The organism is Paenibacillus sp. cl123 (assembly GCF_900101595.1).
In the GTDB taxonomy this organism is placed as follows: domain Bacteria; phylum Bacillota; class Bacilli; order Paenibacillales; family NBRC-103111; genus Paenibacillus_G.
In genome coordinates this window covers 305,269-329,818 of sequence record NZ_FMYY01000002.1, presented here as the reverse complement: position 1 = coordinate 329,818, position 24,550 = coordinate 305,269, and the positions used below count along the sequence as shown (strand labels likewise).

Below are 24,550 nucleotides of genomic sequence, written 5' to 3'. Positions count from 1 at the left end.
CGTGTATACTAACGGACCGAGTCACTTGAGCGCTCTATAACCCCTTGCCTCCCAGCGGCAGGAGCGAGATCGCCTCCACCCCCGCGATGAGAGGCATCGCGCGCTGGATCGAAGCTCTTGTTTCTTCCAGGGCCAGAGCGGCATCATGCGCGTCTTTGCTGCTCCAAACCTCGTTGACCCATATCGTGTCAGGCTCCGTGTCCGATACATGCACGATATACAGCTCGCAGTCCCGATCCGGGCGCGCGAGCTCCGCCGCTTCCAGCAAAATGTCCGCCAAAGCTTCTCGTTGCCCTGGCTGCGCCGTAAATTTTACATTCATACCATATCTGCTCATATATTCACCTCAGCATGGGAGTTGGACATCTACTTTGTCAGCATAGCCTTCTTAACGGAAGCTGTCTTGTAAAAACACGACAAGAAGAAATCCGGTCATCAAGCCTTCCGTCTCGCATGCTTCGTTCCGTTTACAGCCTGTTCAGCATTCTTCGCTCAGCCTGGGGCCTGCAGGCATCGCATACCCCGATGACCTGTCCCGTTTCATTCGCATAAAAGGCCAGTCGTCCGCTTTTCTTTTTGCAAAAGGAGCATGTTTTTTTATTCCCTTTCATCTCCTTAGCGGACTTCCCGGAGCGGCCTGACCGCGCTTTGTACAAGCTCATCTTGATGACCTTGTTCGCTTCCGCCTTGTCTCGGACCTTACGGCCGACCTTAACCAGCATCCATGCCGCTATTCCCGCAGCAACGATTCCGGCAATCACCCAGCTTGCAGTCCAATTTGTCCACATAGGCCCGACCGGCTCCTTTCCGCTTCGAATTAGACGTGTTTAGACGCGTCAGACGGGACAAATGCACGCGGATCGTCATATTCACCGGCGCCATTCCCGTCTGCTCCCCGCCTCAATCCCGCTGGACCGCCGCCGTCCACGCTATCTTCGGCCGGTCATAACGCGGCATGGGACATTCCTCCAGCAGGCTTATATGCCAGCGGCCGAACAATGCTTCAAGCTGCTCCCGCTCAAAAAAACGCTTCAATCTTCCGTCCTGCTCATAAAGACCCGGCTCTAGCTCCAGCCCTTGCCCCGCTCCATATTCCGTATCCCGCAGCGAATTGACCCGGCACAGCAGCCAGCCTCCGGGCTTCAGAACGCGCCGGATTTCCTGAAGTATGCGGACTGTATCGGCCCAGTGAAAATAATGCAGGCTCAGGTCGGCTACAACCGCCGCAGCATGGGCATCCCCGAAGGGAAGCGGCTCCAGCAAGTCAAGCTGGACAACCGGGACTTTCGGCAGCCGTTCCCTCACCCGCTTCAGCGCCTCGGCGGAGCGGTCGCAGGCGATAACCGGGATGCCGCGCTCGTACAAATACAGCGCATTGTTGCCGGCCCCGCAGCCCAGATCGAGCACCGGCCGTTCGGCATCCTGACGAAGCTGCTCCAGGTAAGGCTCCAGCCATAAGTCATACCGCAGGCTTTCTGCCGTCTTGCCGGCAAAAATGTCGTCCCAATACTGCTGCGACATAGCAGCCTCCTTTCATCGCAAGTCGCGGCTTGGCGAGCTTATGCCTTGAGGAAAAACAGCGTAAGCTCATCCCGGTTATGGAACAGCTGCTTCGCCTTCTGCAGAGTGAATGCGCCAGCCAAATCCTCCGTCACTTCCCGGATCGACTGGAACGCTTTTTTGTGCATGAGCTTGACGGTAATGATCGCCGTCCCCCCGGACTGCACCGCATCGGCCAGTTGAAGAACAAGCTTGGCCATCTGCCGGTGGCTCCAGCTCATATCGCAGACGAGCAGATCGAATCGGCCTGCATCGAACTTCACCTCATCGGCTTTTTTGGCCAGATACGTCAGACGAGGATGGCGCAGCAGCGCAGGGTCCAGCTTGGCCGGGTCCACGGCCGTCACGTCCAGGCCACGTTCCAGCAGCAAGCTGGTCCAGCCGCCCGGCGCCGCCCCGATATCCAAAGCCTCCCGGTAGCTGTGAAAATCAAGGCCGAAAGCCTGCTCCGCCTCCAGCAGCTTGAATTTGGCCCGGGACACCTGGCCTTCCTCCTTGCGGAAGCGGATCGCTCCTCCCGGCCAGTCGGACAAATTCTGCTCAGGTTTTGTCAGCCCGACATACAGACTGCCGCGGGTCATGTAGACGGACAATATCCAGTCCGACTGCCGGACAACGGCCTGCATGCCGTATTCCTGCTCCAGAAGCACGTCAAGCTCGGCCTTGAGCGCGGCAGGCGAGGCGATATCCTGCTCCGCTTCCGGGCGGCGGATCTGAACGGCGATCGTCGTACGGTCCTTCAACGCGGACCGCTTCTCCCCGATCAGCTCGCAGACAGCGCCAACCGCTTCCTCTGCCGTACCGCTCCATTCGCGCTCGGCATCGGCCGGAAACATATGCCTGAGAAATGCCGGCTCCTGCTCAAGCACGGCGGCAATCGTTTCCTCGCGCCCAAGCGGCGACTGAATCCGAAACGTCTCCCCGGGCGATAGCCATCCGAAGCGAACGGACGGGCCGAGCAGCCGCTTCAGCTCCTCCTGGGCCTGCTGGGCGAACCCCCGGTTGGAGGTTCCGACAAAGACGGCACCGCTCATCCCAGCACCTTGATCCACGGGCGATCGCCGAACCATTCGATCCGAATGGGAACCTGGAACGCTTTCACCAGATTCTCCTCGGTCAGCACGTCGCGTTTCTCGCCGCAGGCGATGACCTTGCCTTCTTCCACCAGCAGCACGTGGGTGAACATAGGGACGATTTCCTCCAGATGATGGGTCACATAAATGACCGTCATGGACTGCTCGCCAAGCGTATTGATATTCACAAGCAGGCGCTCCCGCTCGAACAGATCCAGCCCCGCGCACGGCTCATCCATGATCAGAATCGAAGGCTCCGTCATCAGCGAGCGAGCCAGCATGACCTTCTTGCGTTCGCCCTGCGACAGGGAGCCGAGCGGCTGATCGGCCATATGCAGCAGTCCTACCTCATGCAGCTTGTCGAGCGATTTCTCACGGATTCCTTGCGGAATCGCCTCATAGAACCGCAGAAAGCCGAACTCTCCGGTAGCGACCACTTCCCAGACCGGGTCGGCCGGATTCAGCTTCTCGTACAAGGACTGGCTGATGTATCCGATCTGCTTGCGAACCTCGCGGACATCGCATTGTCCATATGTATGGTCGAGCACGCGAACCTGGCCGCTGGAAGGGAATTGATAGCCGTTCATCAGCTCCAGCAGCGTCGTCTTGCCCGAGCCGTTCCTCCCCAGAATAACCCAATGCTCGCCTTCCTGAACGACAAAGCCGACATCGTTCAAAATATGCCTGTTCTCGCGTATAAAATGAATGCCCTCCAGCGCCACAACCTCCGCCGTCCGGGTAACTTTCGTGCTTGCTGTCATTTGCAACCTCACCTATTCTTCAGCTATTTGATTGGAGGCTTGCCCTGCGTGCGGGCAATCTCCACGAGCAGCTCATAAGGCACAGGCCCCGCGGTCAGCGACACATGAGCAGGCTTGCTCTGGTACAGCGCCTCATACATCTGCCTGCGGCCGATATCGCTTGATGTGTGCAGGTAGATCTGCTCGGGGTATTGCCCTGAGGCGATAATGCCCCGCACCACATCCATACCGGTCGGCTCATGCCAGCCGAGATCATAATCCAGCGACAGGATGCCGATGTCGTAATCACGCAGCAGCAGCAGGCATTCCTCTACATTTCTGGCGAGGACGAAACCGGGCGGACAAGGCCTGGCGTCATCCAGATACACATCCATCTTCATTACCCCGGCTCAACTCCCGAATGAATCGAATTTCAGCTTCATGGGTCGTTCGGGCCGCCACAGGCGTCTCCAGCACGACTGGCAGACCGGCCTTTTCCTTCCATACCGGCGAAGCCAGCATTCTGGCGAAAATTTCTCTGCCCATCTTCCCGCGGCCGATCGGCGCATGCCTGTCCTTGCGGCCCTCCCGCGGATAGACGGAATCATTCAGATGAACAGCCTGAAGAGCGGGCCAGTATCCGGTACGCTCCATCTCCTGCTGCAGCCTGTCCCAGCTGTCCGCCCCTCCGGAAGGCCACAAGCCGGAAGCGAAAGCATGGCAGGTGTCAAAGCAAAATCCGACCAGCTCCGGACGTTCGCACAGCTTCCGCACCTGAACCAGCTCTTCGAATGTCGTTCCCATGCCGCCGCCTTCGCCCGCCTGATTCTCAATCAGCAGCATCGTGCTGCCGGTATAGCCCATGAGCGCTTCATTTATACATTGTATAATATTTTTATAGCCTTGTAACGTGTCATTTCCCCGGTATTTGCCAAAATGAACGACGATTCCGGCCGAACCGCAGGCATTTGCGATCTCCAGATCATTGCGCAGTGAGGCGATCGTAGCCTCCCGCAGCTCGCCGGGCTCGACTGCCGGATTCGTCGGATAGGGCGTATGTGCGATCGTGACGATCCCATGCTCGCTGCAAAATGCCGCGCAAGCTTGAGCGTCGGCGGGAACTGGCGATTTGATGGACAAACTGCGGGGATTTTTGGGGAAGTATTGGAACGCGTTAGCGCCTAACCGAACCGCCGCTCGGGCCGCTTCCAGATAACCGCGGCGAATGCTGAGATGACAGCCGAGCTTCATCGTCTCCTCCCTCCTTTCAAGATTGGCATCCGAGACAAAAAAAGGACTTCTTGGAGGAAATCTCTCTCCGCTGAATAAGAGCTCCGCAGCGCACGCAAGGCTCGCCCTCGCGGTCATAAACGCGGCAGCGGCTGTCGAAGCCGCCTGTCAGCCGATCACCCGGATAAAGCGGCAGCTCCATATAACCGCCCCAGTTGGTCGCTTCATCCAGCACTTCGCGCATGGAGTGAAATAGCCGTAGAGCCTCCGCCGTGCTCAGCGAAGCCGGCTTGCGTTCGGGCAGCAGTCCGGCGGCAAAGCAAATTTCATCGCTGTAACAGTTGCCTATGCCGGCGACAAAGCTTTGATCGACCAACGTGCTTTTCAGCGTTCCTTTGCGATCGGCCAGTTTTTCAAGAAATACAGGCGGGGTAAGCATCGGATCATACGGCTCGGGGCCCAGCTTGGCTAACGCTTCGATCAGCTGCTCCGGTCCCAGGACATGCAGATAGCCAAGCCGGAGACCGATCAGATACAAGTGACGGTCCCCGAACGAAATCCGCACCTGGACCGTACGATCGGGTTTCTCCTGCAGCGTGCCGTAGCAAATAATTCCGCCCAGCATCAGATGCAGCACCATCGTATCGCCGGATTCCAGCGCGAACAGCAGATGCTTCGCTCTCCGGTCGATGCGCCTAATCGCCTGTCCCTGGAGCAGACGGTCGAACTCCTCCGGGTCCAGATTAATTGATTTCTCGCGGGTAATCTCCGTGCCGGTAATTGGTCTTCCGACGATCAAGCCGCTCAGCAGACGCCGGTAATTTTCCATCTCGGGCAGTTCGGGCATAACGTTCTCCTCAAGGTCGTAGTAGGTTATTCCAGTTTATGCCCCGAATAACGTCACTTTATGCATGGGATGAAGCCTGTCCCCTCCGGTAAATGCAAAAACGCCCGGGAATCCGGACGTTTTCGGCTGCCGTCGCTCCTTGGTTACACCAGATGCGCCGGCTTCAATCTGAATAGCTCGTATTTCAAATGCGTGTGCTGTCTATCGCTAGAACAGCTGCGGCTGTGTGATCGCTCTTCATACCGCTAGAACGGCTCAACCTGCCAGACAAGCGTTACGCACCGTCAGAACAGCTCCTGTTGCCCGACAGCTGCCCGCTCCGAGCGCCGATTCCGCCGCACCGGTTGACTTCCCGTAGCTGCCATGCGACCCGTGCCCTTTGACTCTATGTCATCGTCCGCCCATTGCCCTGTCGTCTCCCGCATTCCCGGTCCCGTCGCGCTTCCTGGGGCGCTGCGTCCCTTCGGTCGTCCTTTTCGCTCCAGCCGCTCGATCCGCTTAAGCAGCCGAGCCTCCTCGCTGTCCATGTCTTCCTCGCTACTGCCCGCGGGACGCGCGTTCACACCCGCCTGGCGCATGCTGCTGCGCTCCAACGCCTGCCGTCTCCAGAGCACATCCTGTGCGCCCTTCGCATAGCTCAGAGCCATATCCAGATCCTTAAGCTTGTGCTCGCCATACATCGACAGCTCGATGTACGGCTCCAGAGAAGCAAGTCTGGAGCTGCCCTGGCGCTGGATGTACAGCTTCCACATCGCACTGGCTGAGTCATACCGCCCGTTTTTCTTCAGATAGCGGGCCAGCGGGAGCACGCAATCCGGCAGCACCGAGGCCGCCGGGGCATCGCCTGTGTCCGTCAGCAACTCATCCATCAGCAGTTCGTCGACCAGCGCTTCCATCGTTACCATCGCCGCCTCGCCGAGTCCGCAGCGCTCCATCCACCGTCCGTAGCGGAACCATTCCTCGCGCCCGAATAAGCGGACATCCTCAAAATCCGTCTCGCCCGTCAGCAGCCTGCTGAAATGCACCGCCAAGCCGACCAATGTAAGCACATCCCATTCATTGTGACGAAATACGCCTTCCAAAATGGCAGGATCGCGCTCCGCCAAATATTGAAAATATAAGGCTGGAGCCAGCGATCCCGGCACATCGTCCTCTCGCCGCACGCCAAGCCGGTCTTCTTCCACCTGTCCCAGCCGGCAGGAGGCTAGCGTCGTCCTCCACAGGCTGCGGGACGGGTATAGAAAATCGATATGGCCTTCCGGTTCCGGCGGCAGCGGAATCCGGTTTAGAATAAACCGGTTTTTCACGATCGGCCAATCGAACGACTTGCCGTTATACGAGATCAGAATCGGCCGCTCGGCGATGCATGTCCGCAGGTAAGCCAGCATAGACGCCTCCTCGCCCGGATGGCGGATCAGCATCTGCTCCACCGTGAAGCCTCCATTCTCAAAATAGCCGATCCCGATCATGAAAGGCACGTTGCCCGCCCCTTGACCAAGTCCGGTCGTCTCCGTATCGATGAATAACAGCCGCTCGGCGGCCGTATCCGGCACCGCTCCCTCCCGGGCGGCATGCTTCCCACCTCGCCCGGACTTGGCTTGCGGCTGCAGCAAACGCTCCAGCGCTTCGGCGGAAGCCTTCAGCTCACCCAGCATGTAATGCCCATGGCGAAATTCCAAATCATAGGTCAGACGCCGCGTGACGAAATCCCCCCACTCGCCCGGCCGCAACGCGGCGCCAAGTTTTGACCAGCCGGCGTCCTCCGGATCCGCATGCGGCGAAGGTTCGGACGGCGGCCCGGAAGTCGGTGCAACGACGGCAGTCGGCGAGTCTTCGGCAGCGCTTGCCGTCGCAGAAGTCTTCTCCTGCATTTCCGAAAGCTGCTGCGGCTCCAAGCGCTCCGCCAATTCGCCGTCAGAACTCGACACTACAGCATCCGCCTGCTTCAAATGACGGTTTAATCTCTCACGCAGCCTGCTCATCGCGCATCCTCCTTCAGTCTGGCGAGCAGCTCCAGCGCCAGCTTCTTGCCGGTCAATCCGACTTCCTCGATCGGTCCGACGCAGGCCGGACAGCCGCTAAGGCAGCCGCAGCCGCCGATTAGCCTGGAAGCCTCCGCGAGCAGCTGCCCGTGCAGCTCGTACAGCCGCTCGCTAAGACCTACTCCGCCGGGATAGCGGTCATAGAAGAAAATCGTCGGCTGCTTGTTATGGACCGCCTTTACTTGAGCGACGACGCGAATATCTTGAGGGTCGCACATGAGATACAGCGGCGCGATGTGGACAAGCACATTCGACAGCCCGAGCAAAGCGAACTGCATGTCATTCGTCGTCATCTGAGCGGCCGTCTCCTCGTCGAAGGTTAGCCAGTAGGAGCTGGTGTGCAGTTCCTCCTCCGGCAGATGAATGGGCCCCGAGCCTATATTCTCGTGCGTATGCAGCTTAAGCTTCTTGAAGATCGTCGCCTTGGCGTTCACCGTAACCTCGCCGTACTGCCGGGTCAGCCCCTGCAGGCGGTCCTCCCGCATCACATGCAGCACCTTCAATTGAACAGCCAGATTCGCATCCGTGAAGTAATCGACGTCCACCTCGCGCACGTAAGCTTTCTTCTCTTCATAATCCAGCTTCTCCACCTGGTATTGAACGCCCTCGTGCAGATAGATCGCTTCCTCATGGATCAGGGTAGGCGCGCTGAACCGGTCGACCTCACCGAGCACCTTGGCTCCGCCCGTCATGTCGATGATGATAAAGTTCTCCTGTGCGGCGGACCGCAGACTGACATCATGAGCGGGGAACGATTGCTCCATCCAATGCCAACGGCTTTTCACCCGGTGAAGAATGCGCTCGTCCGTCAGAAATTCGAGAATTTCATGCAGCGCTTCGCCGCCGAACGTCTCATTCTCCTCGAAGGGCAGCTCGTAGGCGGCGCATTTCACATGATCGACCAGGATGATCAGGTTATCCGGTTCGATCAAGGCCCGCTCCGGCGCCTTCTCGATGAAAAAATCCGGATGCTGGATCACATATTGATCGAGCGGGTTGCTGCTTGCCACGAGAAACGTAATCGAGCTCTCCTGACGCCGGCCTGCCCGGCCTGACTGCTGCCAAGTGCTGGCGATCGAGCCCGGATAGCCGTTCAGCACGCAGGCCTGGAGCTGGCCGATATCGATGCCAAGCTCCAGCGCATTCGTGCTGACGACGCCGCGGATTTCGCCGCTGCGCAGTCCCCGTTCGATCTCCCGGCGCAGCTTGGGCAGGTAGCCGCCCCGATAGCCCCGGATGGACTTGGTACCGAGCTCGTGAGCGACCAGCTCCTGCAAATAGGTCAGCAAAATCTCCACCCTCACCCGGCTGCGCGCGAAGACAATCGTCTGAATCCCCTGCTTCAGCAGCAGCCCGGCCAGCTTGCGCGTCTCCAGCACGCTGCTTTTGCGAATGCCCAGCTGCTCATTGACGACCGGCGGGTTATAGAAAACGAAATGCTTCTCCCCGGCGGGCGCGCCGTTCTCGTTCACCAGCGCCACCCGTTCGCCGATCAGCCGCTCGGTATGCTCCTTGGGGTTGTCAATCGTCGCTGAAGCGCATATAAACTGCGGCTCTGAGCCGTAGAACCGGCATATCCGCTTCAGGCGGCGGATGACATTGGCCACATGGCTGCCGAAGACGCCACGGTATGAATGCACCTCGTCGATCACGATATACTTGATATTCTCGAACAGCTTCACCCATTTGGTATGATGAGGAAGAATAGCCGCGTGCAGCATATCGGGGTTCGTTACGACGATATGTCCGGCATTGCGGATAGCCGTCCGCACTGTCGGCGGCGTATCGCCGTCATACGTATGCGTCTTGATATCCGCTCCCATCGTGGTCGCCAGCTCCTGGAGCTCGGCGACCTGGTCCTGCGCCAGCGCTTTTGTAGGGAATAAATACAAAGCCCGCGCGCTGTCATCCTGCAAAATACCTTGCAGAACGGGCAAGTTGTAGCATAACGTCTTGCCGGAAGCCGTCGGTGTCACCGCCACGACATGGCGGCCTGCCGCCGCTTCACGGAAAGCCTGAGCCTGATGCGTATATAGCTGCCCGACGCCTCTTGAGACAAGCGCTTCGCGCAGCTGTTCGTTCAATCCCTCTGGGAACGGTTCGTAGCGCCCGTCCCGGGCCGGGATCGTATGCCAATAAGTAACCTGCTTCATAATCTCCGGCATGCTGCGCACCAGCTCGATCCATTCGTCCATGGAAGATACTTTGCCGGTCAATCGGTTCATGAGAAGTCCCTCTTTCCTCTACAGCTAGCTTCTTCCATTATAAACGAATGCATGTTCGGCTACAATGGTTTGGTTAGAAACCTTGGAATTTCCGTATCATTTGTCCAAGTTCCTTATATACATAGTAAAGAGGCGGGACTTTTTGGGGGTAGAGCGGCTGCTTCATGCTTCCTATCCGCAGGTCTTGCGGCATCCGGCCTCCCCCGATCCGCCTGCGTCTCACTACTATTGTCAATTCGAGGTGACTGCCATGCTTCGCACGCTCAAAAAAGCCATGAGGAAGAGGAAACGCTCCGCTCTTTGCCCTCATAAGCCGACCAAGCCGTATGTATCGATCAATTTTCCTGGAATACCGCATCAAGCCTTAGGCGGAGAAAGCAGAACGGTATGATGGGCCGATGGGTCATCCTTATGTCGATCCTGTACCTGCTCTGGTTCGTTGTCGGCTTGACCGGCAGCGGCTTGAGCGTCCAATGGCTTGCATGGGCCAACGGCATTTATCTGATTCTCGGAGGGGCTACGGCTCTCGTATGGTACGTCCGCAAGTATGGAGCCAGGCAAGCGGTTTTGATGTTTATTATTTGCTCAAGCATCTCCTATGCGGCTGAGTGGCTCGGAACGAGGCACGCCGGATTTCATACCGGTGCGGACAGCGATCCATCCCGCTTTGCCCCGCTGCTGTTCGGCGTCCCGCTTGCTGTTCCATTTGCCTGGTGCATGCTGCTGATCATAGCCAAAGCGTTCGCTCCCGTCGAGCCTGCGCAGGACATCTTGAAAGGACTTACACCGCTCGAGAAATTATCGCCGGGCTTGAGACAGCTGAAGCTCGAGCGCAAGCGCCGCAAACGCCGCAGCTTCTGGCTGCCGGCCTTGTGGACGGCCAGCATGGCCGCCTCGATGAACCTGCTTCTGCAGCCAAGCGGCGTTCAGTCGCAGCCCCGGCCATGGAACGGCGGCTGGCTGAGTGTCTGGAGTACGCCGGACGACCAGACGACCTTGATTTTTTTCATCTGCTGGTGGTTTACCGCTCTGCTCATTATCAGCATCATTAATTATTTACATGATGAATATATAGACCAGGCCCGGTCGGCTGCTTTTTCTCCATTGTTCGTTCCCGTTATGCTCCTGCTGACATTGGAATCGTTATTTCTAACTTTAGCGGTGCAAAGCGGTCTGTGGTGGAGCGTGCTTCTGAACGTATCCATGCTCGCTCTTCTGTTCCTGCTCCGGCGGAAAAAAGCTTCCATAGTTTAAACTTACGCCAAACAAGGCCTGCTGCGATAATGTATCGCGGCAGGCCTTGTTTGGCGAAGCTCGACATGCGGTGCATAGCGCCCGGGTCCAAGCTCATCCCAGATCCGTGGAGTCGTCATAATCGAAACGATATCCGTCTTGAAAAGCAAGGTGCGATGAACTCATCGCTGAGGAAGCATTTGCTCTCAGCTTGCCCAGCACCTCCTGATAAGCGGCACTTTTGCTTGCATCGCTCTGCGAGCGAATAGCAATCTGCAGGGCTTGTTCAATCACAGCGATATCTTGACTCGTAAAGCCCATACTGCACCCCTTCCCCATGTATGGAAATTGAAGCGTAAATTTACAGCAACTATTATGCTCAGCCAACTGTGAAGGTATACCTGCAACCTCTATATTCGCCATGAAAAAAATTTAATACTTGAATTTCGTTCCATAGCGCGAGCTATTGTCGTTTACGATGCTGGGACCGCCGGTATAATAATAGATCCGGTAGCCTCCGTTCTCCACGTCGATGCGCTTCACATACTGGCGCAGAGGCTGCCGGACCTGCTGCCCGTTCAACTGCAGATGGGTTGTCACCATATGGACAAGCTCGGTTTCTTGTATGCGAAAGCTGTTGGCGCAAGCGCCAGTTCCCTTTCTCATATGAGTTAAGCAGCCATAGACGCATATATCGCCTGACAAGCTTCCGCGATAGGATGCGCCGCAATGCTTGCAGCACAGGAGGGAAGCAAACAAGGACATATCCGCTCCCTTGGTAAATCTGTAACTGAACCGGCTGAGCGTCATTTTAAGCGCGTGCAAAGGCATCCCTCATCTCTCCTTGCTTGGGCTTTGGACTAATCTAGCATATTCCGCTAGAGAGAGAGTTATGCTTTTTATTGAAGAAAAACGAGCGGATCGCAGGGCCTGCTCCCGGATAACCGGAAGCGCCTCTGCTCCGCTCGCCCTCTGCAGCCAGCCGTTAGCTGGTTGTTCTCCAATCTCCGAAGTTAATTTGACCGTTGTTGCCGCCGCTGTCTTCCGTATATCCGTCCGGCGCTTGGCGGGTGATGCGTATCGTATTGGGCGGACCGTTTTGGTTGCCGTTATATTTAATAGTTTGACCGGTACTTAAACCGCCGAAATACATGAAGCCATCCAGATTGTAATTGAAGGCTATCCCTGCCGTGCCTGCTATAAAGCTGCCGACAAAACAGTCATCCTTCGAATTACATCCATACAATTTCGGAAATGTTACGGATCCGTCTCGCGAGAGCAGCGCCCCGTCGATATTCAAATAGCTCAGGTTGACCGGCATGGTGACGTTCTGGTAAGCATAGATCGATTGGCCGACTCGTACTCCGTTCAATTGCTTGAAGTCTATGCCCTTGGCCGAATAGATGGACTGCTCCACCACAACGCGATATCCGGCATTAAAGTTTAAGTCCGCCACTGTAGAGTTGCTGACCAGATTTTTTTTGAACACCGTGCTCCCGTTTATATTGCCATTGAAAGCAAGCAGCTTGTTCGCGATGACATCTCCCAGCACAGTCGCATTATCAAAATTACCATTAAACGTAATATTCGCGTCGCTCTGAATGTCGCCAAGCGTCGCGGAATTTCCTTGCACGGCTTTCCACAGCACAATATTGCCCTTCGCGTACAATCCCATGATCGTGGAGCTTGTTATCGGCTCGTTGAACGTAATCGTGTCATGACTGTGCAGGGAACCGCTAATGAGGACTCCGCTGCCTACTTCCTTATTGAATGTAATGGCCTTGCCCGCTACAAACCGGGCAGAAGCTGTCAGGTTCCGGACCGGCTCATCGAAAGTCATGCTGCCGCCGCTCATCAACGAGCCGGATATCGTAACAGGTCCATTCTCGCCGACAGGACGCTTGAACTGCATATTATTGCCGGCCACCATGTCGGCGCTGATAGCAGCTTTTTCGATTTTCTCTTGAAATACAATATTGTTTGCCGCCGACACTCGTCCTGAGTATGTGACATTGCCGATCACATTTTTGAAGTAAATGCTGTCCCCCGATACCATCTCGCCTGAGAAGACCGCACCGTTCAGCTTGTTCGCAAACTCGATGCTGCCTCGCGCGGAGATTTTTTGGGAGTGAGTAAAGCCGCTGTTCAGCTCGCCGCTAAAAATCACCTTGCCGCCCGCAATCAGCTCCCCGTATTTCCCCCCGGACAATTTCCCCTCGAACACAATATCTTTACCCGCCGACAAAGCCCCAAGCGTCGTGCCCGCGCTTAAATCGCCTCTTACCCGGATCGTGCCGTTCGAATAAATAGTTGTTCCTTTCGTCAAACCAGCGGGATTAATCGTTATATCGCCCAAGCAGTAGATATCGGGGTATTTCTCCAGATCCGCCCTCTGAAACTCTGCCATGGCGCAGTTTTTATTGTCAAATACATCAAGCGGTGTGGCCGGCGTGCCCGGAGCCTGCAGCGGGTGCACAGTCGAAGCTTTGAACACCGGCCGCTTCGTATCCACCTGCTGCGTAAAATACTTCGTCATCTGCTCCTGATAGTTTATAATTTTGTAGTACTGGCCAGGCGCCGTCTGCACCTTGCCGTCCCAATGGCGAACCCAAGCCTCGGTCTTCGCCTTGTTTGTCTCCGTAACCGACGTGCCCACCACATCGTCTCCGAAGATGCCTTTGCCGTTACCGCCAGCGCCTCCGCCCGACGTATTCAGCAGAATAGGGAGCGTAATCTTGGTCTGTCTCTTCAAGTTATCGCTGTATTTGGATTTACCGGTAATCTCGACAACAAATTGACCCGCTTCCTTGCGGGAGCTGATTTCCATCGCATTGCTTCCGCTCAGCGAGAAGGACGGATTGACTTTCTCCAGGGCCGTCTTCAGCTGCGACTCCTCCATGCTTTGCACCTGGACATTGTTTGCTGCGGCATTTTTTACCAGACGCTTGACGATAACCGCTCCGGATTCCGCTACATAATTGGACCGTTCGGCATTGCCGTCATGAACAGAATTTCGTTGACCCTGCTGAGTGCTCATAATCAGCGCCGTTAAACCGACCGTAACGACCATGCTGAGCATCAAGACCAGAATAAGGGCAGCGCCGCGCTCATTTCTCCATAAATTTTTCATGGATCCCCATTCCCTCATCATGATTTTTGGACTATATTTATAGTATCATAGTCCTTGCTTGAAAGGGTGAATAATTTGGTAAAAAACCAAAAAGGGCTGACTCTTGTCGAAATTTTGGCGAGTATTGTCATATTGGCTATGGTTATACTCGCATTCACGTATATGTATAATAACTTGTTTGCCGCCTCGACCAAAGAGCAGCGTCGCGACGTCTCCGTCGATATTGCAAGATCGGTGATGGAGCAGCTCAAAACAAGCTTCAGCACGGGAGCGGCGACGATGAATATCTGGTTCCCTCCGGCCGGCGCCTCGGCCGCTCCGCCCGGCTCTGGCGCAGGGAGCCAGCAGTCGGTCGATCTGACAGCGCTGCGTCAAGTTGTAACGGCTCCCTATACGGCGGACGCTATCTATTATCCAAGCGCGGCCGACAGGCAATACAAGGTTCAGATCTCCAATGTGCCGATACCGGAGGCAGGCACGCAGAAGTATACCTTGAACGACGGGACGACCAGCTATACGCTGAATGTCGTCGATCACTTTTCCTTGATTCAGGTCGAAGTCATCGCGATGGGGACAGGAGTCAGCTACTCCATACAAAGCTATCTGGACAGGAGCCCTTAGCCATGAAGAACTTCATCCGTAAACAACAAGGGCTCACCTTGGTCGAGCTGCTGGCTGTTATTGTGCTTGTCGGGATTGTGTCGGGGGTCATCGTCATGGCGCTGGGCCAGCTGAGCGCAGGCAATCAAGTCACCTTCGCCCGCCAGAACGCCCAGGAGGAAGCGAGAATCATCTCGAATCATATCATCGGCAAGCTGCGCGAACAGAAATACAATCTGATCGTCCCGGCAGGAGCAGCCACGGCGCAGTCCAAAAGCTTCCTCACCCTGTACACCACCGCCAGCCGCACGGACAATTACATCCGCTACTATCTGGATATCCCGCGCAAAGCCATCGTGGTGGAAACGGTTATGAACGGCCAGGCTCCCGTAACCAAGGATCTGGCTGCTAGCGTTACCGGCGCCAGCTCCTACTTCCTGACGCAGAGCGGCCAAACCAGCAGCCTGAGCAGCAGCGAGATTCAGGTCAAATATCTTCACCTGGAGTTCCAGCTCGTTCTCCTGGCCAATCAGAAGGGCAAACAGCAAACCTACGATTACAAAACGGACATTACTATTCCCGCTTGGGATAAGTAATGCCCATTTTTTCTTTCTACTTTTTCTCGTCAGCGGACAGGTCCGATACTTTGGCCGCCAGCGCCGTGTTCAATGACTTCGCATAATCATTGTACAGTGCCCAGCCGAGCTTGTAGTCGCTGGTTTGCTTGCTGCCCCAGCCACTGATGACGATCTGCATGGAAGCCATCATTTTATCGAACAACACCGCTGTCGGCTCGTCGCCTAGCTGCTTGGCAATGTCGCGCAGCTCCCCGTACCGTTTGTTATTCGTCACCAGTCTCGCTTCATTGTCGCTTTTAAAGGCCGCGATAAACTCAGCCGTAATGGAATTGTTTTGCAGGATCAAATACTGATACATCGCCTTCTGGGAAGCCTGATAGATGTCCCTCGTTCTGTCCGAGGTAAAATCGACATCGACCGTCTGCGTCTGCCCGTTCCAGCTCACTTCGGCTCCAAGCGCCTCGGACAAGCTGCGCAGCGGCACGTAGATGGAACCTTCATAGAACATAACGTCGCCCTGCATATTGGCTTTTTGTCCGTTCATGGTCAGATTGATTTGCGAGAACATCGCATCGATCGTGCGCAGGCTGCTTTCGGCAAACGCGGTCCCGTATAGAACGGCCGACATGACAAGCGTGCTGATGATGATCTTCTTCATCCGGGAGCACTCCCTTTCCTGTAAGTATTATGGCGCCGGCTTCAGCAGCGGATAGAAGGAGTTATCAGTCAGAGTAGGATCTGCTCGCGACTCGGAGACCGGAGAGGAGACCTGCTCTAAGGAGCCCAGCTTGCCTTCGTAACCGGGAGCCGCATACAGACTTAACACCAGCTCCATACTGTGCACGGCTGCAGCAACATTTTGCTCCGAGCCGCCCTCCTCCGGGTTGGCGGCCGCAGCTTGCCCCGCAGAGGCGGCTGCATTCGTTTTGCCCGAATTGGCCGTGATCGCCCATGATGTCACGGTTGCGAGCCGCTCCGTCATCTGGATACCGCTGAGGAACTGCTGCAGCGAAGCGTAGGTCCCGCTCACCTTCAGATTGACGGTCAGCTCCGTCAGCCCGTTGGCCTGTACGGCCTCAGCAGGCTGAGCCGCCTGCGTCTGAACGGAGTTTGTTCTCGTATCGATAAACTGCTGCTGCCCCTCTACATGTTTAGCTGCCGTGCCTGTGCTGTAAGACTGCAGCACAACGCCGGAAGCTCCCTCCGTCTGCAGCAGCTCGTACAGAAACCTTGGTATTTCAGGCCGGGTAGGCACTCGCTGCAGGACGGCCGCAATTTCGCTTTCCTGAACCTTCACAGGTACGGGCTGCTGCTCCAGCATCGCCCGCTGCTTCTCCAAAGCAGCAATCTCCATACTTGCCGCACTCGAAGCGGCCAGCACCGGATATACCGAACGAATCACATACAATCCAAGCATCACTACACTGAACAGGATGGCTGCCGTCAAGATAACTTGCCGGTTTTTCAAGCGGACCGCTAAATCTTTCCATTGTTGTTTGTTCATGCGCCTCACCTATTCATCTATGGCGTACTTGTTATGGGAAGAGGTTTTGTTTGAATTTCGAGATTGACCTTGTACACGATAGCTTTTTTTTCCGGAACGGCAGGAGCCTGGTCCTTCTCTTCCTGCACCGGGTCCGCGCTGCGATGGTCTGAGTCTGCCGGGAACATCGCATCGAACTTGTTGACCTGCTCCTGTGCCTTACGCCATTCATCCTCCGTAATCGGGGAATCTCCGATCGGCTCCGGACTTGTAAACTGCCTGTCAGGCAACGTAATGCCATGCTCCTGCTCAAACATGCTGCCGCTGATCAGCCAATCCAGCTCGGAGAGCAGCTCCTCTGATTTGGTTGCCGTTTGGCCCGGTTTCTGGGCCTGTGCATCCTTAATAAACTTCTCCTTGAGCGTAGGATCTGGCGCCTTCGGTGTCTTGGGCGTCTCCGTCTCCGTCACCATCGCCACAGGAGCGGGGAGCACGATTTCATTTTTCTGCACGGTCGTGATGACGACTTCTTGAATATGCTTGTCTTGCTTCACGCGTACGACATAATCCGCAATCTGCCTGAAGTCGGAAAATTCCAGCGTAGCGACAAGCTTCTGGCTGGCTCCCCCCGTTCCCGTTGGACTGCCTGCCGTCTGACCGTTTGGAGGCGCTGCCGCCGCGTCCGTATCACGAGCCTCCGCGGTCTGCAAGCTTAGCAGGCGCGAAGCTTCCGGCAGTGGTGAGGTGATCCCCGCAATAATCGGCATCCAATCGATTCGCTTGTCTTCCAGACGCTTAACCTCAAGAACCAACCGGCGATACTCGGCCGTTCGCGGTTCTTCTGCATGCTGCTGGGTAAGCGCCTGAATGCTGGCCTGCAGCTGCTGCTTATAAAGCGCGTCGGATGCGGAAGCCGAGTGCAGCTTGTATTGCAGCACGGCGAGCGAACCGAACGAAATAACCAAAGCTACAGCCGTTACACTCAGGACCGGCCAGAATAGCTGCTCGCTTCGCGGCTTGCGAGGAAGAAGGTTAATATTGTTCATGCGTCAGCCCCTCGCAATGCAAGCCCGATCGAAGCCGCGAACGCTTCCGGAGCCAATTTAATCGACCGAAGCGGCCGATCCCAGTCCGCCTGTACGATCAGCTTGGCTGCCTTCAGCGAAAGCCGGTTCTGCAAATATTCGGCAATCTCATCAAGCCTCTTCACGTCCCCTGCGATATATAACACGAGAAACTCCTCATTGCGATTGTTCAATGTATATTTATAGAAGTTGATCAGCCGTTCCAGCTCATGAGCCAGCTCGCTGCATGCATGATGAAAGCCCGAGTCTCCGGAATCAGCCGGATCAGACAACCAGGAGAACGAATCCTCTTGCGGCTCCTTCGAAGGCTCTTCTCCAAACGCCACCTGCACGTTGCGCGAAATTTTCAGCTGCGAGTCGGCGAACACATTAACATCGCATATGGTCTCATTCACATCGATCAGCAGAAAAGTTCCTTGCGGCTGTTCTCGTTCCGTCTGCAGGCAGCGGAACAATGACATTGCCTTGATCTCGATGCTGCCCAGACGAATCCCTGCCTGCTTGAACAGCGCCATATACTCTTCGACCATCGCTCTCGGGACGGCGACCAGCATAACGTCGCAAAGCTCTTCCTCTGGTTTGTCCTGAGACTGCTTATCCAGGTCTGCGAACGGATCATGGTTTTTGCTCCCGAACAATCCTTCAGCTGATGCAGCCGCCTCCCTGCCCGCGACGGTCATCTGCTTGGTGGCGGCAGCCTCCCGCTTTAGCAGCTTCACTGGAGATCTTTGGTTGTTATGGCCCGTCAGCTTGACGAAATCATACACCGGATCTTCAAAGGGCAGATGAATCGTATGCTTGATCTCGAAATCAATTACCTGGCGCAGCTCTTTCAATGGAATATCCGGAAATTTCATAAACCGAACCATGACGTTTTGGCTGGGCAAGCAAATATTGGCCCGATTGGCGCGCTTCGAAAGTCGCGCCTTGGCCGTCTGCAGAGTGCGGACGACCTCCTGCGGCTCGACAATTTTGCCGTCCTGGATCGCGTGCTTGGGCAATGGCTCAAGCACGCAGGATGTGATGCAGGGGGGCGCTCCTTTTTTTATAGTAAGCTCTGTCAGCTTCACTGCAGAGTCCGTGAATTCGATCCCAAGATAACTGCTGGCCGGTGTAATCCAATGACGCAGCCTCTGAATGTTAAACCGCATATGACCAGCCACCCTTCACTGCATTAGCGTGTTGTCCGAAAGATCGTTCATTTTACCGCAGAAGTCCCACATACCAATCAATCCACTCATTTCCGATAAACATACAAATGACGCTTGCACAAGCTATATAAGGTCCGAACGGTATATAGGATTCGCGGTTCGAGCGTTTGACAGCTATGGCTATCACGCCAACAACCGTACCGAGCAAGCTTGCGACAAATAAAGTAAGCAGGGTTAGCTTCCAGCCCAGTACAAGGCCAACAAGCGCAAACAGCTTCGCATCCCCCATCCCCATCGCTTCTTTGCGGAGAATGAGCGAACCTAGCAAAGCAATACCTACAATCAACAGCAAACCGCCTATCATACCGACGACATAATGCCAGAACGGAAGCGGATGAGAAATCAAACGAAGGACCAGCACCCCGGCCAGACCGACCAGCAGGACACGGTTCGGAATAAGCATGGCCAGCAGATCGGTGATGACAATAGCGATTAGAATCGATACGAATATAAGCCCGATAACGGCTTCCCAGCTTACTCCGTATTTCCACACAATGACTATATAGAGCAAGCAAGTTGCCGCTTCCACTAATGGGTATTGGATAGAGATACGTTGATGACAATATCGGCAGCGGCCTCGAAGAAATAAATAGCTAAATAGCGGGACCAGATCCCAAGCCTTCAGCCGGTGGCTGCAGTGAGTGCAATGGGACGGCGGATAAGCTACGGACTCGCCTGACAAGGACCGAAGCGCAACCACATTCAAAAAACTCCCGATCAACAACCCCAGCACGGCTGCGTACCCGATAATGATCGCCATCTCCATGATTCCCTGCTCACCTCCTGCTTGAATGAAACAAGGTAACCCGGGAGAGTTACCTTGTGGTTAGAGAAAATTGATGACTTAGTGATTAAGGGTTAGTAGGAGTAGCCGTACCAGTATTGACAGTAGTTGCCGTCCATCCTGTGTTTGCATTATGAGCAACGGTTACAGATACATAAGGGACGCCAGTTGCCTGCCTATTAATATTACCAGCCTTCAGATAGCCATTTGTCTGAAGATCAGCAATCGTAACATTTGTTACTGTGGTAGCAATATTTCTATCGATTAAATATCGAACTGCAGCATCGCGAATAAGTTCCTCGGACTGAGTGTCCGCGTTAACCTTAGAATTCTGAATTACCCCACCAATCGATGGCACAGCAATCGCAGCAATGACCCCCAAAATTACAATAACAGCGAGCAATTCTACCAGCGTCAACCCTTTTTCATTTTTACGGAACAGCTTCAATTTCAGAAACTTCTTCACAGTAATCTCTCCTTTACCAAAGTAAATAATATATTTAAAAAAGTAATACACCAGTAATAAGTACTAAACAATCAAATCAATTGATTCCCACAATCCCGTTCTTCATCATCTCGAACGTCGGCAGCATAACCGCCAGCACGATGCCTCCGACAACCCCGGATAAAGCCACGATCATCAAGGGCTCGAGCAGGGACTTGAGACGATCGGTCATCGCATCGACATCCGCTTCGTAGAAGTCAGCGACCTTCTCCAGCATCGTATCCAGCGCGCCCGACTGCTCGCCGACCGACATCATCTGCACGACCATCGGCGGGAACAGCCACGACTGGCGAAACGGGTCCGTAATGGACTTGCCGCCAACCAGGCCGTCGCGTGCGTCTTCGATTACTTTGCCGATGACGACATTGCCTGTCACGCTCGATACAAGCGTCAGCGCCTGAAGCATCGGAATAGCAGCCGTAAATAACGAGCTGAACGTGCGGCTGAACCGTGCGATCGCTTGCTTATGAAGCAGCTTCCCGAATACCGGGATGCGCAGCTTGGCATAATCGATCCAGTAAGGCCCTTTGGGATGACGTTTGATCAGGCCTACAAGCAGGCTTGGAACAAAGACAATAACGGGAATCGCGTACCAGTAAGCTACGATCCAGTTGCTGACCTCGACGACGATTCTTGTCGGCAATGGCAGCTCGAGTCCCATGGATTCGAAGCTGGACACATAGTTCGGAATAACGAACAGCATCATAAGCGTAACGACAATGACGGTCAGAATCGCCATGATCACCGGATATACCATCGCGGACTTTACTTTCTCCCTCGTGTAATGCTCCTTCTCATAGAAGACGGCCAGCCGGTTCAGCATCTCGTCGAGATTGCCGCTAAGCTCTCCGGCCCGCAGCATATTGATAAAAATACCGCTGAACACCGTCGGATACCGCGAAGCCGCCTCCGACATCTGCGTTCCCTGCTGCATGCTGGCAGCCACTTCGGACAAAATGTTCCGAAATTCCTTGCTTTCCATCTGCTCGGCAAGCGCCTTGACCGAATCTACCATCGATACGCCGGACTTGTATAAAGTCGCCAGCTGTCTGCAGAACAGCGTAAACTGCTGCACCTTCACCTTCGGTCCGCCAAACTTGATCTCCCGGTGAAGCACGCTCTGGCTTTGATCGAGGAGCTCGGTGATCCAATACCCCTTGCGCTTAAGCTCATCCATAGCCTGCTGGAATGATTGGGCTTCCAGCGTCCCCTTGAACGGCACTCCGCTATGATCCACGACCTTATACATGAACTTGGGCATAGCTGTTCAACTCCATTCTGCGCCGTACCTGAGCTAACCTAGCTCCGCAAACCCGAACAGCGCTTCCTTGGCCGTTTCCAGCGAAACGACCCGCTGCTGTACAAGCTCGCGCAGCACCATATCCATCGTCACCATGCCTTGCGCCCGCCCCGTTTGCATCGCGGACCGGATCTGATGCACCTTCTCGGATCGGATCAGATTGGCGACCGCCGGCGTATTAACCAGCACCTCGATAGCCGCCACTCGCCCCTCCCCATCCAGTCTGGGCAGCAGCCGCTGCGCCATCACGCCGAGAAGCACGGAAGCGAGCTGGACCCGTATCTGCTGCTGCGACTCCGGAGGAAATACGTCGATAATCCGGTCGATCGTCTGGGGAGCATCGGCTGTATGCAGCGTGCCGAACACAAGATGGCCCGTCTCAGCTGCGGTAATAGCGGTCGAGATGGTTTCCAGATCGCGCATCTCCCCTACGAGAATGACATCCGGGTCCTGACGCAGAGCCGCACGCAGCCCGGTACCGAAAGAATCCGTATCAACGCCGATCTCCCGTTGATTGACAATGCATGACTTGTGGGTATGTACAAACTCGATCGGGTCCTCCAGCGTAATAATATGATCGCTGCGCGTCCGGTTGATAAAGTCCAATATGGCCGCCAGCGTCGTGGACTTTCCGCTCCCGGTCGGTCCGGTTACGAGAAGCAGGCCTTGGGGTTTCCTTGCAAACTCCAGAGCCATCGGCGGAAGCCCCAATGTTTCCATCTCCGGAATTCGGGAAGGAATCAGGCGGATCGTCAAGGAAACATTGCCTTTTTGATGAAAAGCGTTAACCCGAAACCGGGATACTCCCTCTATCCCGTAGGAAAGATCCGCGTCGCCCTTGCTCATAAACTGTCCGAACTGCTGCTCGGTCATAATCTCACGGGCCATGGCCGCACAAATCTCGGGCGTAAGCAGCTGATCGTTCACCGACTTCAAAGTCCCGTGAATTCGGAATTTGACCGGTGAACCGACCGTAATATGTATATCGGAAGCCTTTTTCTCGGCAGCAAGCTTCATAAGATCAACCAGCAATGACATGTAAAACTCTCCCCGCTCCTCATTCATAGGATAATTATCCTGTAAATATAGGTATTACAACCTATTCCATACCATTCCATTATACGGCGCGGCATATCGAAAGAAATCCATTATCAATTATTTTTTATAGATTCTTGACACTTCCGGCAGCCGCCTCAATAGCTTCCCAGCACGCGAATGACCTCGGAGACGGTCGTTTGACCGCTAACCACCTTATTCAACCCGTCCCTGATTAATGGAATCAGCGATTTGGACTCCGCATACTTCTGATAATCGCTATCCGCCCGTTTTTCCAAAATCATGGACTTCAACGTCTCATCAATGGTGAGCACCTCATGAATGGCCAGCCTGCCTTTATAGCCGGTACGTCCGCATTCTACGCAGCCGGCCCCGCGCCGAAGGCTTCCGAACGAGTAGCCGTGCTCTCCCAGATACCGCTTCTCCTCTACCGTCGGCTCATTCTCCTGGCTGCAGGATGGACATACCCGGCGGACGAGTCGCTGGGCGACAATGGTTTTGAGCGAAGAAGCGATCAGAAACGGCTCGATCCCCATATCAATAAGTCTCGTTACCGTATTGGCAGCATTGTTCGTATGCAGCGTGCTCAGTACCAGATGGCCGGTCATCGCCGTACGCACCGCGATCTCAGCGGTTTCCATATCCCGGATCTCACCGATCATGACGATGTTCGGGTCCTGCCGGAGTATCGCACGAAGCCCGCGGGCAAATGTCAGCCCTGTTGTCGTATTGACCTGAATCTGATTGATTCCGGGCAGCTGATACTCAACCGGGTCCTCGATCGTGATGACATTGATATCATCCGAATTCAGCCGGGCGAGCGCAGAGTAAAGCGTCGATGTTTTTCCGCTTCCAGTTGGACCCGTGATGAGTACTACGCCGTGTGCGCTCTGAATACCTTTCATAAATTGCCGGTAGTTGCTCTCCGAGAAACCAAGCTTCTCAATATCCGTCAGTGCGCTGCCCAGATCAAGCACCCGCATAACGACCTTCTCTCCATGAATCGTAGGAAGCGTGGATATCCGGATGTCTACTTTGCGGAATTCATTCTCGATCTCTACGCGTCCGTCCTGAGGAAGTCTTCGTTCGGCCACATTGAGATTGGCCATAATTTTAATACGAGCAACAAGAACCCGCTGCATATGAGGCGGAAGCGTCCGCTCGGTCCGCATCACGCCGTCGACCCGGTACCGTATGCGCAGGGCGTCCTCCTGTGGATCAATATGTATGTCGCTGGCGCCAACTTGTACGGCTTGTATAATAATCTGGTTCACCGTCTTCACGACCGGTGAATTCTCGTCTTCGATCTGGGTGGTAATTTCCTCCGCTTCACGCGTCTGCAAAATCTGACTGATCTGCTCTACGGATTCCTGCAGGCCGTAATATCTGCGAATAGCCCGCTGCAGCTCCTCGCGGGCGGCGATCGTCGGCTCAATCCGCAGCCCTGTGCTCATCCGCAGCTCGTCGATAGCGAAATAGTCGAGCGGATCGGCCATCGCAAGCAAAAGCTTGTTGCCGTCGACTCGCACAGGCAGCACCTGATGCTGTTCGGCAACCCGTTGAGGAATCAGATTGATCACCTTGGGATCTATCTTTTGCCGGAACAGTTGAATATGCGGAATGCCCAGCTGGAACTCCAGCACTTCAATAAGCTGCTGCTCGGTAATATAGCTGCGGTTAATCAGAAACTCGCCGAGCCGCATCTTCGTTTCCCGCTGTTCCTGAAGCGCCTTCGACAGCTGTTCCTGGGTCAAAAGTCCGGCTTCTACCAGCAGATCGCCTATACGCTTGCGAGGTGCCATCCTAGTTCCCCCTCATTCCAACCGAATACAAAAAAGACCTGGATCGGATAACACTCAGGTCGGTTG

25 protein-coding genes are annotated in these 24,550 nt (G+C 55.1%); 3 read left to right on the top strand and 22 right to left on the bottom strand.

The annotated features are described in order from the left end of the window. Positions 1 to 34: 34 nt before the first annotated feature. From BLR08_RS05570 to BLR08_RS05525, 10 genes are all read right to left on the bottom strand, one after another. Positions 35 to 322, bottom strand: coding sequence for a putative quinol monooxygenase (locus BLR08_RS05570; protein WP_256257337.1), 288 nt, complete (start codon positions 320 to 322; stop codon positions 35 to 37). 145 nt (positions 323 to 467) lie between these two features. Then, positions 468 to 788: a hypothetical protein gene (locus BLR08_RS05565; protein WP_072327494.1), complete on the bottom strand. Its 321-nt coding sequence runs from the start codon at positions 786 to 788 to the stop codon at positions 468 to 470. A gap of 112 nt (positions 789 to 900) precedes the next feature. After that, the gene (locus BLR08_RS05560; protein WP_072327495.1) at positions 901 to 1,521 is read right to left on the bottom strand and encodes a class I SAM-dependent methyltransferase; all 621 of its coding nucleotides are present in this window, start codon (positions 1,519 to 1,521) and stop codon (positions 901 to 903) included. Positions 1,522 to 1,559: 38 nt separating this feature from the next. Further along, a complete protein-coding gene (locus BLR08_RS05555) occupies positions 1,560 to 2,594 on the bottom strand; it encodes an SAM-dependent methyltransferase (protein ID WP_072327496.1) in 1,035 nt (344 codons plus the stop codon). Further along, the gene (locus BLR08_RS05550; RefSeq protein ID WP_072327497.1) at positions 2,591 to 3,394 is read right to left on the bottom strand and encodes an ABC transporter ATP-binding protein; all 804 of its coding nucleotides are present in this window, start codon (positions 3,392 to 3,394) and stop codon (positions 2,591 to 2,593) included. The genes BLR08_RS05555 and BLR08_RS05550 overlap by 4 nt, the downstream gene beginning before the upstream one ends. Before the next feature lie 23 nt (positions 3,395 to 3,417). Then, positions 3,418 to 3,774 carry a cyclic-phosphate processing receiver domain-containing protein gene (locus tag BLR08_RS05545; RefSeq protein ID WP_371117109.1) on the bottom strand — a complete coding sequence of 119 codons (357 nt, stop codon included), beginning with the start codon at positions 3,772 to 3,774 and terminating at the stop codon, positions 3,418 to 3,420. After that, positions 3,749 to 4,624 carry a deoxyribonuclease IV gene (locus BLR08_RS05540; RefSeq protein ID WP_072327498.1) on the bottom strand — a complete coding sequence of 292 codons (876 nt, stop codon included), beginning with the start codon at positions 4,622 to 4,624 and terminating at the stop codon, positions 3,749 to 3,751. Before BLR08_RS05540 ends, BLR08_RS05545 begins: the two co-directional genes overlap by 26 nt. 16 nt (positions 4,625 to 4,640) lie before the next feature. Continuing rightward, positions 4,641 to 5,450: an Fpg/Nei family DNA glycosylase gene (locus tag BLR08_RS05535; RefSeq protein WP_072327499.1), complete on the bottom strand. Its 810-nt coding sequence runs from the start codon at positions 5,448 to 5,450 to the stop codon at positions 4,641 to 4,643. A gap of 284 nt (positions 5,451 to 5,734) precedes the next feature. Continuing rightward, on the bottom strand, positions 5,735 to 7,432 hold the full coding sequence (locus BLR08_RS05530; RefSeq protein ID WP_072327500.1) for a ribonuclease H-like domain-containing protein: 1,698 nt from the start codon (positions 7,430 to 7,432) through the stop codon (positions 5,735 to 5,737). Continuing rightward, positions 7,429 to 9,717 (bottom strand): DEAD/DEAH box helicase, encoded by a 2,289-nt coding sequence (locus BLR08_RS05525; protein WP_072327501.1) that lies wholly within the window; start codon positions 9,715 to 9,717, stop codon positions 7,429 to 7,431. The genes BLR08_RS05530 and BLR08_RS05525 overlap by 4 nt, the downstream gene beginning before the upstream one ends. A gap of 387 nt (positions 9,718 to 10,104) precedes the next feature. On the opposite strand from BLR08_RS05525, the gene BLR08_RS05515 reads away from it, so the two are divergent. Then, positions 10,105 to 10,971 carry a carotenoid biosynthesis protein gene (locus BLR08_RS05515; RefSeq protein WP_072327503.1) on the top strand — a complete coding sequence of 289 codons (867 nt, stop codon included), beginning with the start codon at positions 10,105 to 10,107 and terminating at the stop codon, positions 10,969 to 10,971. A 93-nt stretch (positions 10,972 to 11,064) separates the two neighbouring features. Here BLR08_RS05515 and BLR08_RS05510 read toward each other — a convergent pair whose 3' ends face one another. From BLR08_RS05510 to BLR08_RS05500, 3 genes are all read right to left on the bottom strand, one after another. Further along, complete coding sequence (locus tag BLR08_RS05510; protein ID WP_072327504.1) at positions 11,065 to 11,271, bottom strand: hypothetical protein; 207 nt, start codon at positions 11,269 to 11,271, stop codon at positions 11,065 to 11,067. Between the two features lie 111 nt (positions 11,272 to 11,382). Continuing rightward, positions 11,383 to 11,781 (bottom strand): recombinase zinc beta ribbon domain-containing protein, encoded by a 399-nt coding sequence (locus tag BLR08_RS05505; protein WP_072327505.1) that lies wholly within the window; start codon positions 11,779 to 11,781, stop codon positions 11,383 to 11,385. 154 nt (positions 11,782 to 11,935) lie between these two features. Next, a complete protein-coding gene (locus BLR08_RS05500) occupies positions 11,936 to 14,080 on the bottom strand; it encodes a hypothetical protein (protein WP_072327506.1) in 2,145 nt (714 codons plus the stop codon). Positions 14,081 to 14,155: 75 nt separating this feature from the next. Between BLR08_RS05500 and BLR08_RS05495 the strand changes: the two genes are divergently transcribed. Together BLR08_RS05495 and BLR08_RS05490 are read left to right on the top strand one after the other, a co-directional pair. Further along, positions 14,156 to 14,701, top strand: coding sequence for a type IV pilus modification PilV family protein (locus BLR08_RS05495; protein ID WP_176835421.1), 546 nt, complete (start codon positions 14,156 to 14,158; stop codon positions 14,699 to 14,701). 2 nt (positions 14,702 to 14,703) lie between these two features. Then, a complete protein-coding gene (locus BLR08_RS05490) occupies positions 14,704 to 15,276 on the top strand; it encodes a pilus assembly FimT family protein (RefSeq protein ID WP_072327508.1) in 573 nt (190 codons plus the stop codon). Positions 15,277 to 15,292: 16 nt separating this feature from the next. On the opposite strand, the gene BLR08_RS05485 is transcribed toward BLR08_RS05490, so the two are convergent. The 9 genes from BLR08_RS05485 to BLR08_RS05445 all read right to left on the bottom strand — a co-directional run bounded on the left by BLR08_RS05485 (position 15,293) and on the right by BLR08_RS05445 (position 24,484). Continuing rightward, complete coding sequence (locus BLR08_RS05485) at positions 15,293 to 15,916, bottom strand: copper amine oxidase N-terminal domain-containing protein (RefSeq protein ID WP_072327509.1); 624 nt, start codon at positions 15,914 to 15,916, stop codon at positions 15,293 to 15,295. Between the two features lie 27 nt (positions 15,917 to 15,943). Beyond that, positions 15,944 to 16,762 carry a type 4a pilus biogenesis protein PilO gene (pilO, locus tag BLR08_RS05480; RefSeq protein WP_072327510.1) on the bottom strand — a complete coding sequence of 273 codons (819 nt, stop codon included), beginning with the start codon at positions 16,760 to 16,762 and terminating at the stop codon, positions 15,944 to 15,946. Positions 16,763 to 16,779: 17 nt separating this feature from the next. Then, the gene (locus BLR08_RS05475; RefSeq protein ID WP_072327511.1) at positions 16,780 to 17,787 is read right to left on the bottom strand and encodes a hypothetical protein; all 1,008 of its coding nucleotides are present in this window, start codon (positions 17,785 to 17,787) and stop codon (positions 16,780 to 16,782) included. After that, complete coding sequence (gene pilM / locus BLR08_RS05470) at positions 17,784 to 18,977, bottom strand: type IV pilus biogenesis protein PilM (RefSeq protein WP_072327512.1); 1,194 nt, start codon at positions 18,975 to 18,977, stop codon at positions 17,784 to 17,786. The genes BLR08_RS05475 and pilM overlap by 4 nt, the downstream gene beginning before the upstream one ends. Positions 18,978 to 19,029: 52 nt before the next feature. Further along, a complete protein-coding gene (locus tag BLR08_RS05465) occupies positions 19,030 to 19,803 on the bottom strand; it encodes a prepilin peptidase (RefSeq protein ID WP_072327513.1) in 774 nt (257 codons plus the stop codon). Positions 19,804 to 19,888: 85 nt separating this feature from the next. Continuing rightward, complete coding sequence (locus BLR08_RS31575) at positions 19,889 to 20,287, bottom strand: competence type IV pilus major pilin ComGC (RefSeq protein WP_072327514.1); 399 nt, start codon at positions 20,285 to 20,287, stop codon at positions 19,889 to 19,891. Between the two features lie 76 nt (positions 20,288 to 20,363). Further along, positions 20,364 to 21,587: a type II secretion system F family protein gene (locus BLR08_RS05455; RefSeq protein WP_072327515.1), complete on the bottom strand. Its 1,224-nt coding sequence runs from the start codon at positions 21,585 to 21,587 to the stop codon at positions 20,364 to 20,366. Between the two features lie 33 nt (positions 21,588 to 21,620). Further along, positions 21,621 to 22,664, bottom strand: coding sequence for a type IV pilus twitching motility protein PilT (locus BLR08_RS05450; RefSeq protein ID WP_072327787.1), 1,044 nt, complete (start codon positions 22,662 to 22,664; stop codon positions 21,621 to 21,623). Positions 22,665 to 22,819: 155 nt separating this feature from the next. Further along, the gene (locus tag BLR08_RS05445; protein ID WP_072327516.1) at positions 22,820 to 24,484 is read right to left on the bottom strand and encodes a GspE/PulE family protein; all 1,665 of its coding nucleotides are present in this window, start codon (positions 24,482 to 24,484) and stop codon (positions 22,820 to 22,822) included. Positions 24,485 to 24,550: the final 66 nt, after the last annotated feature.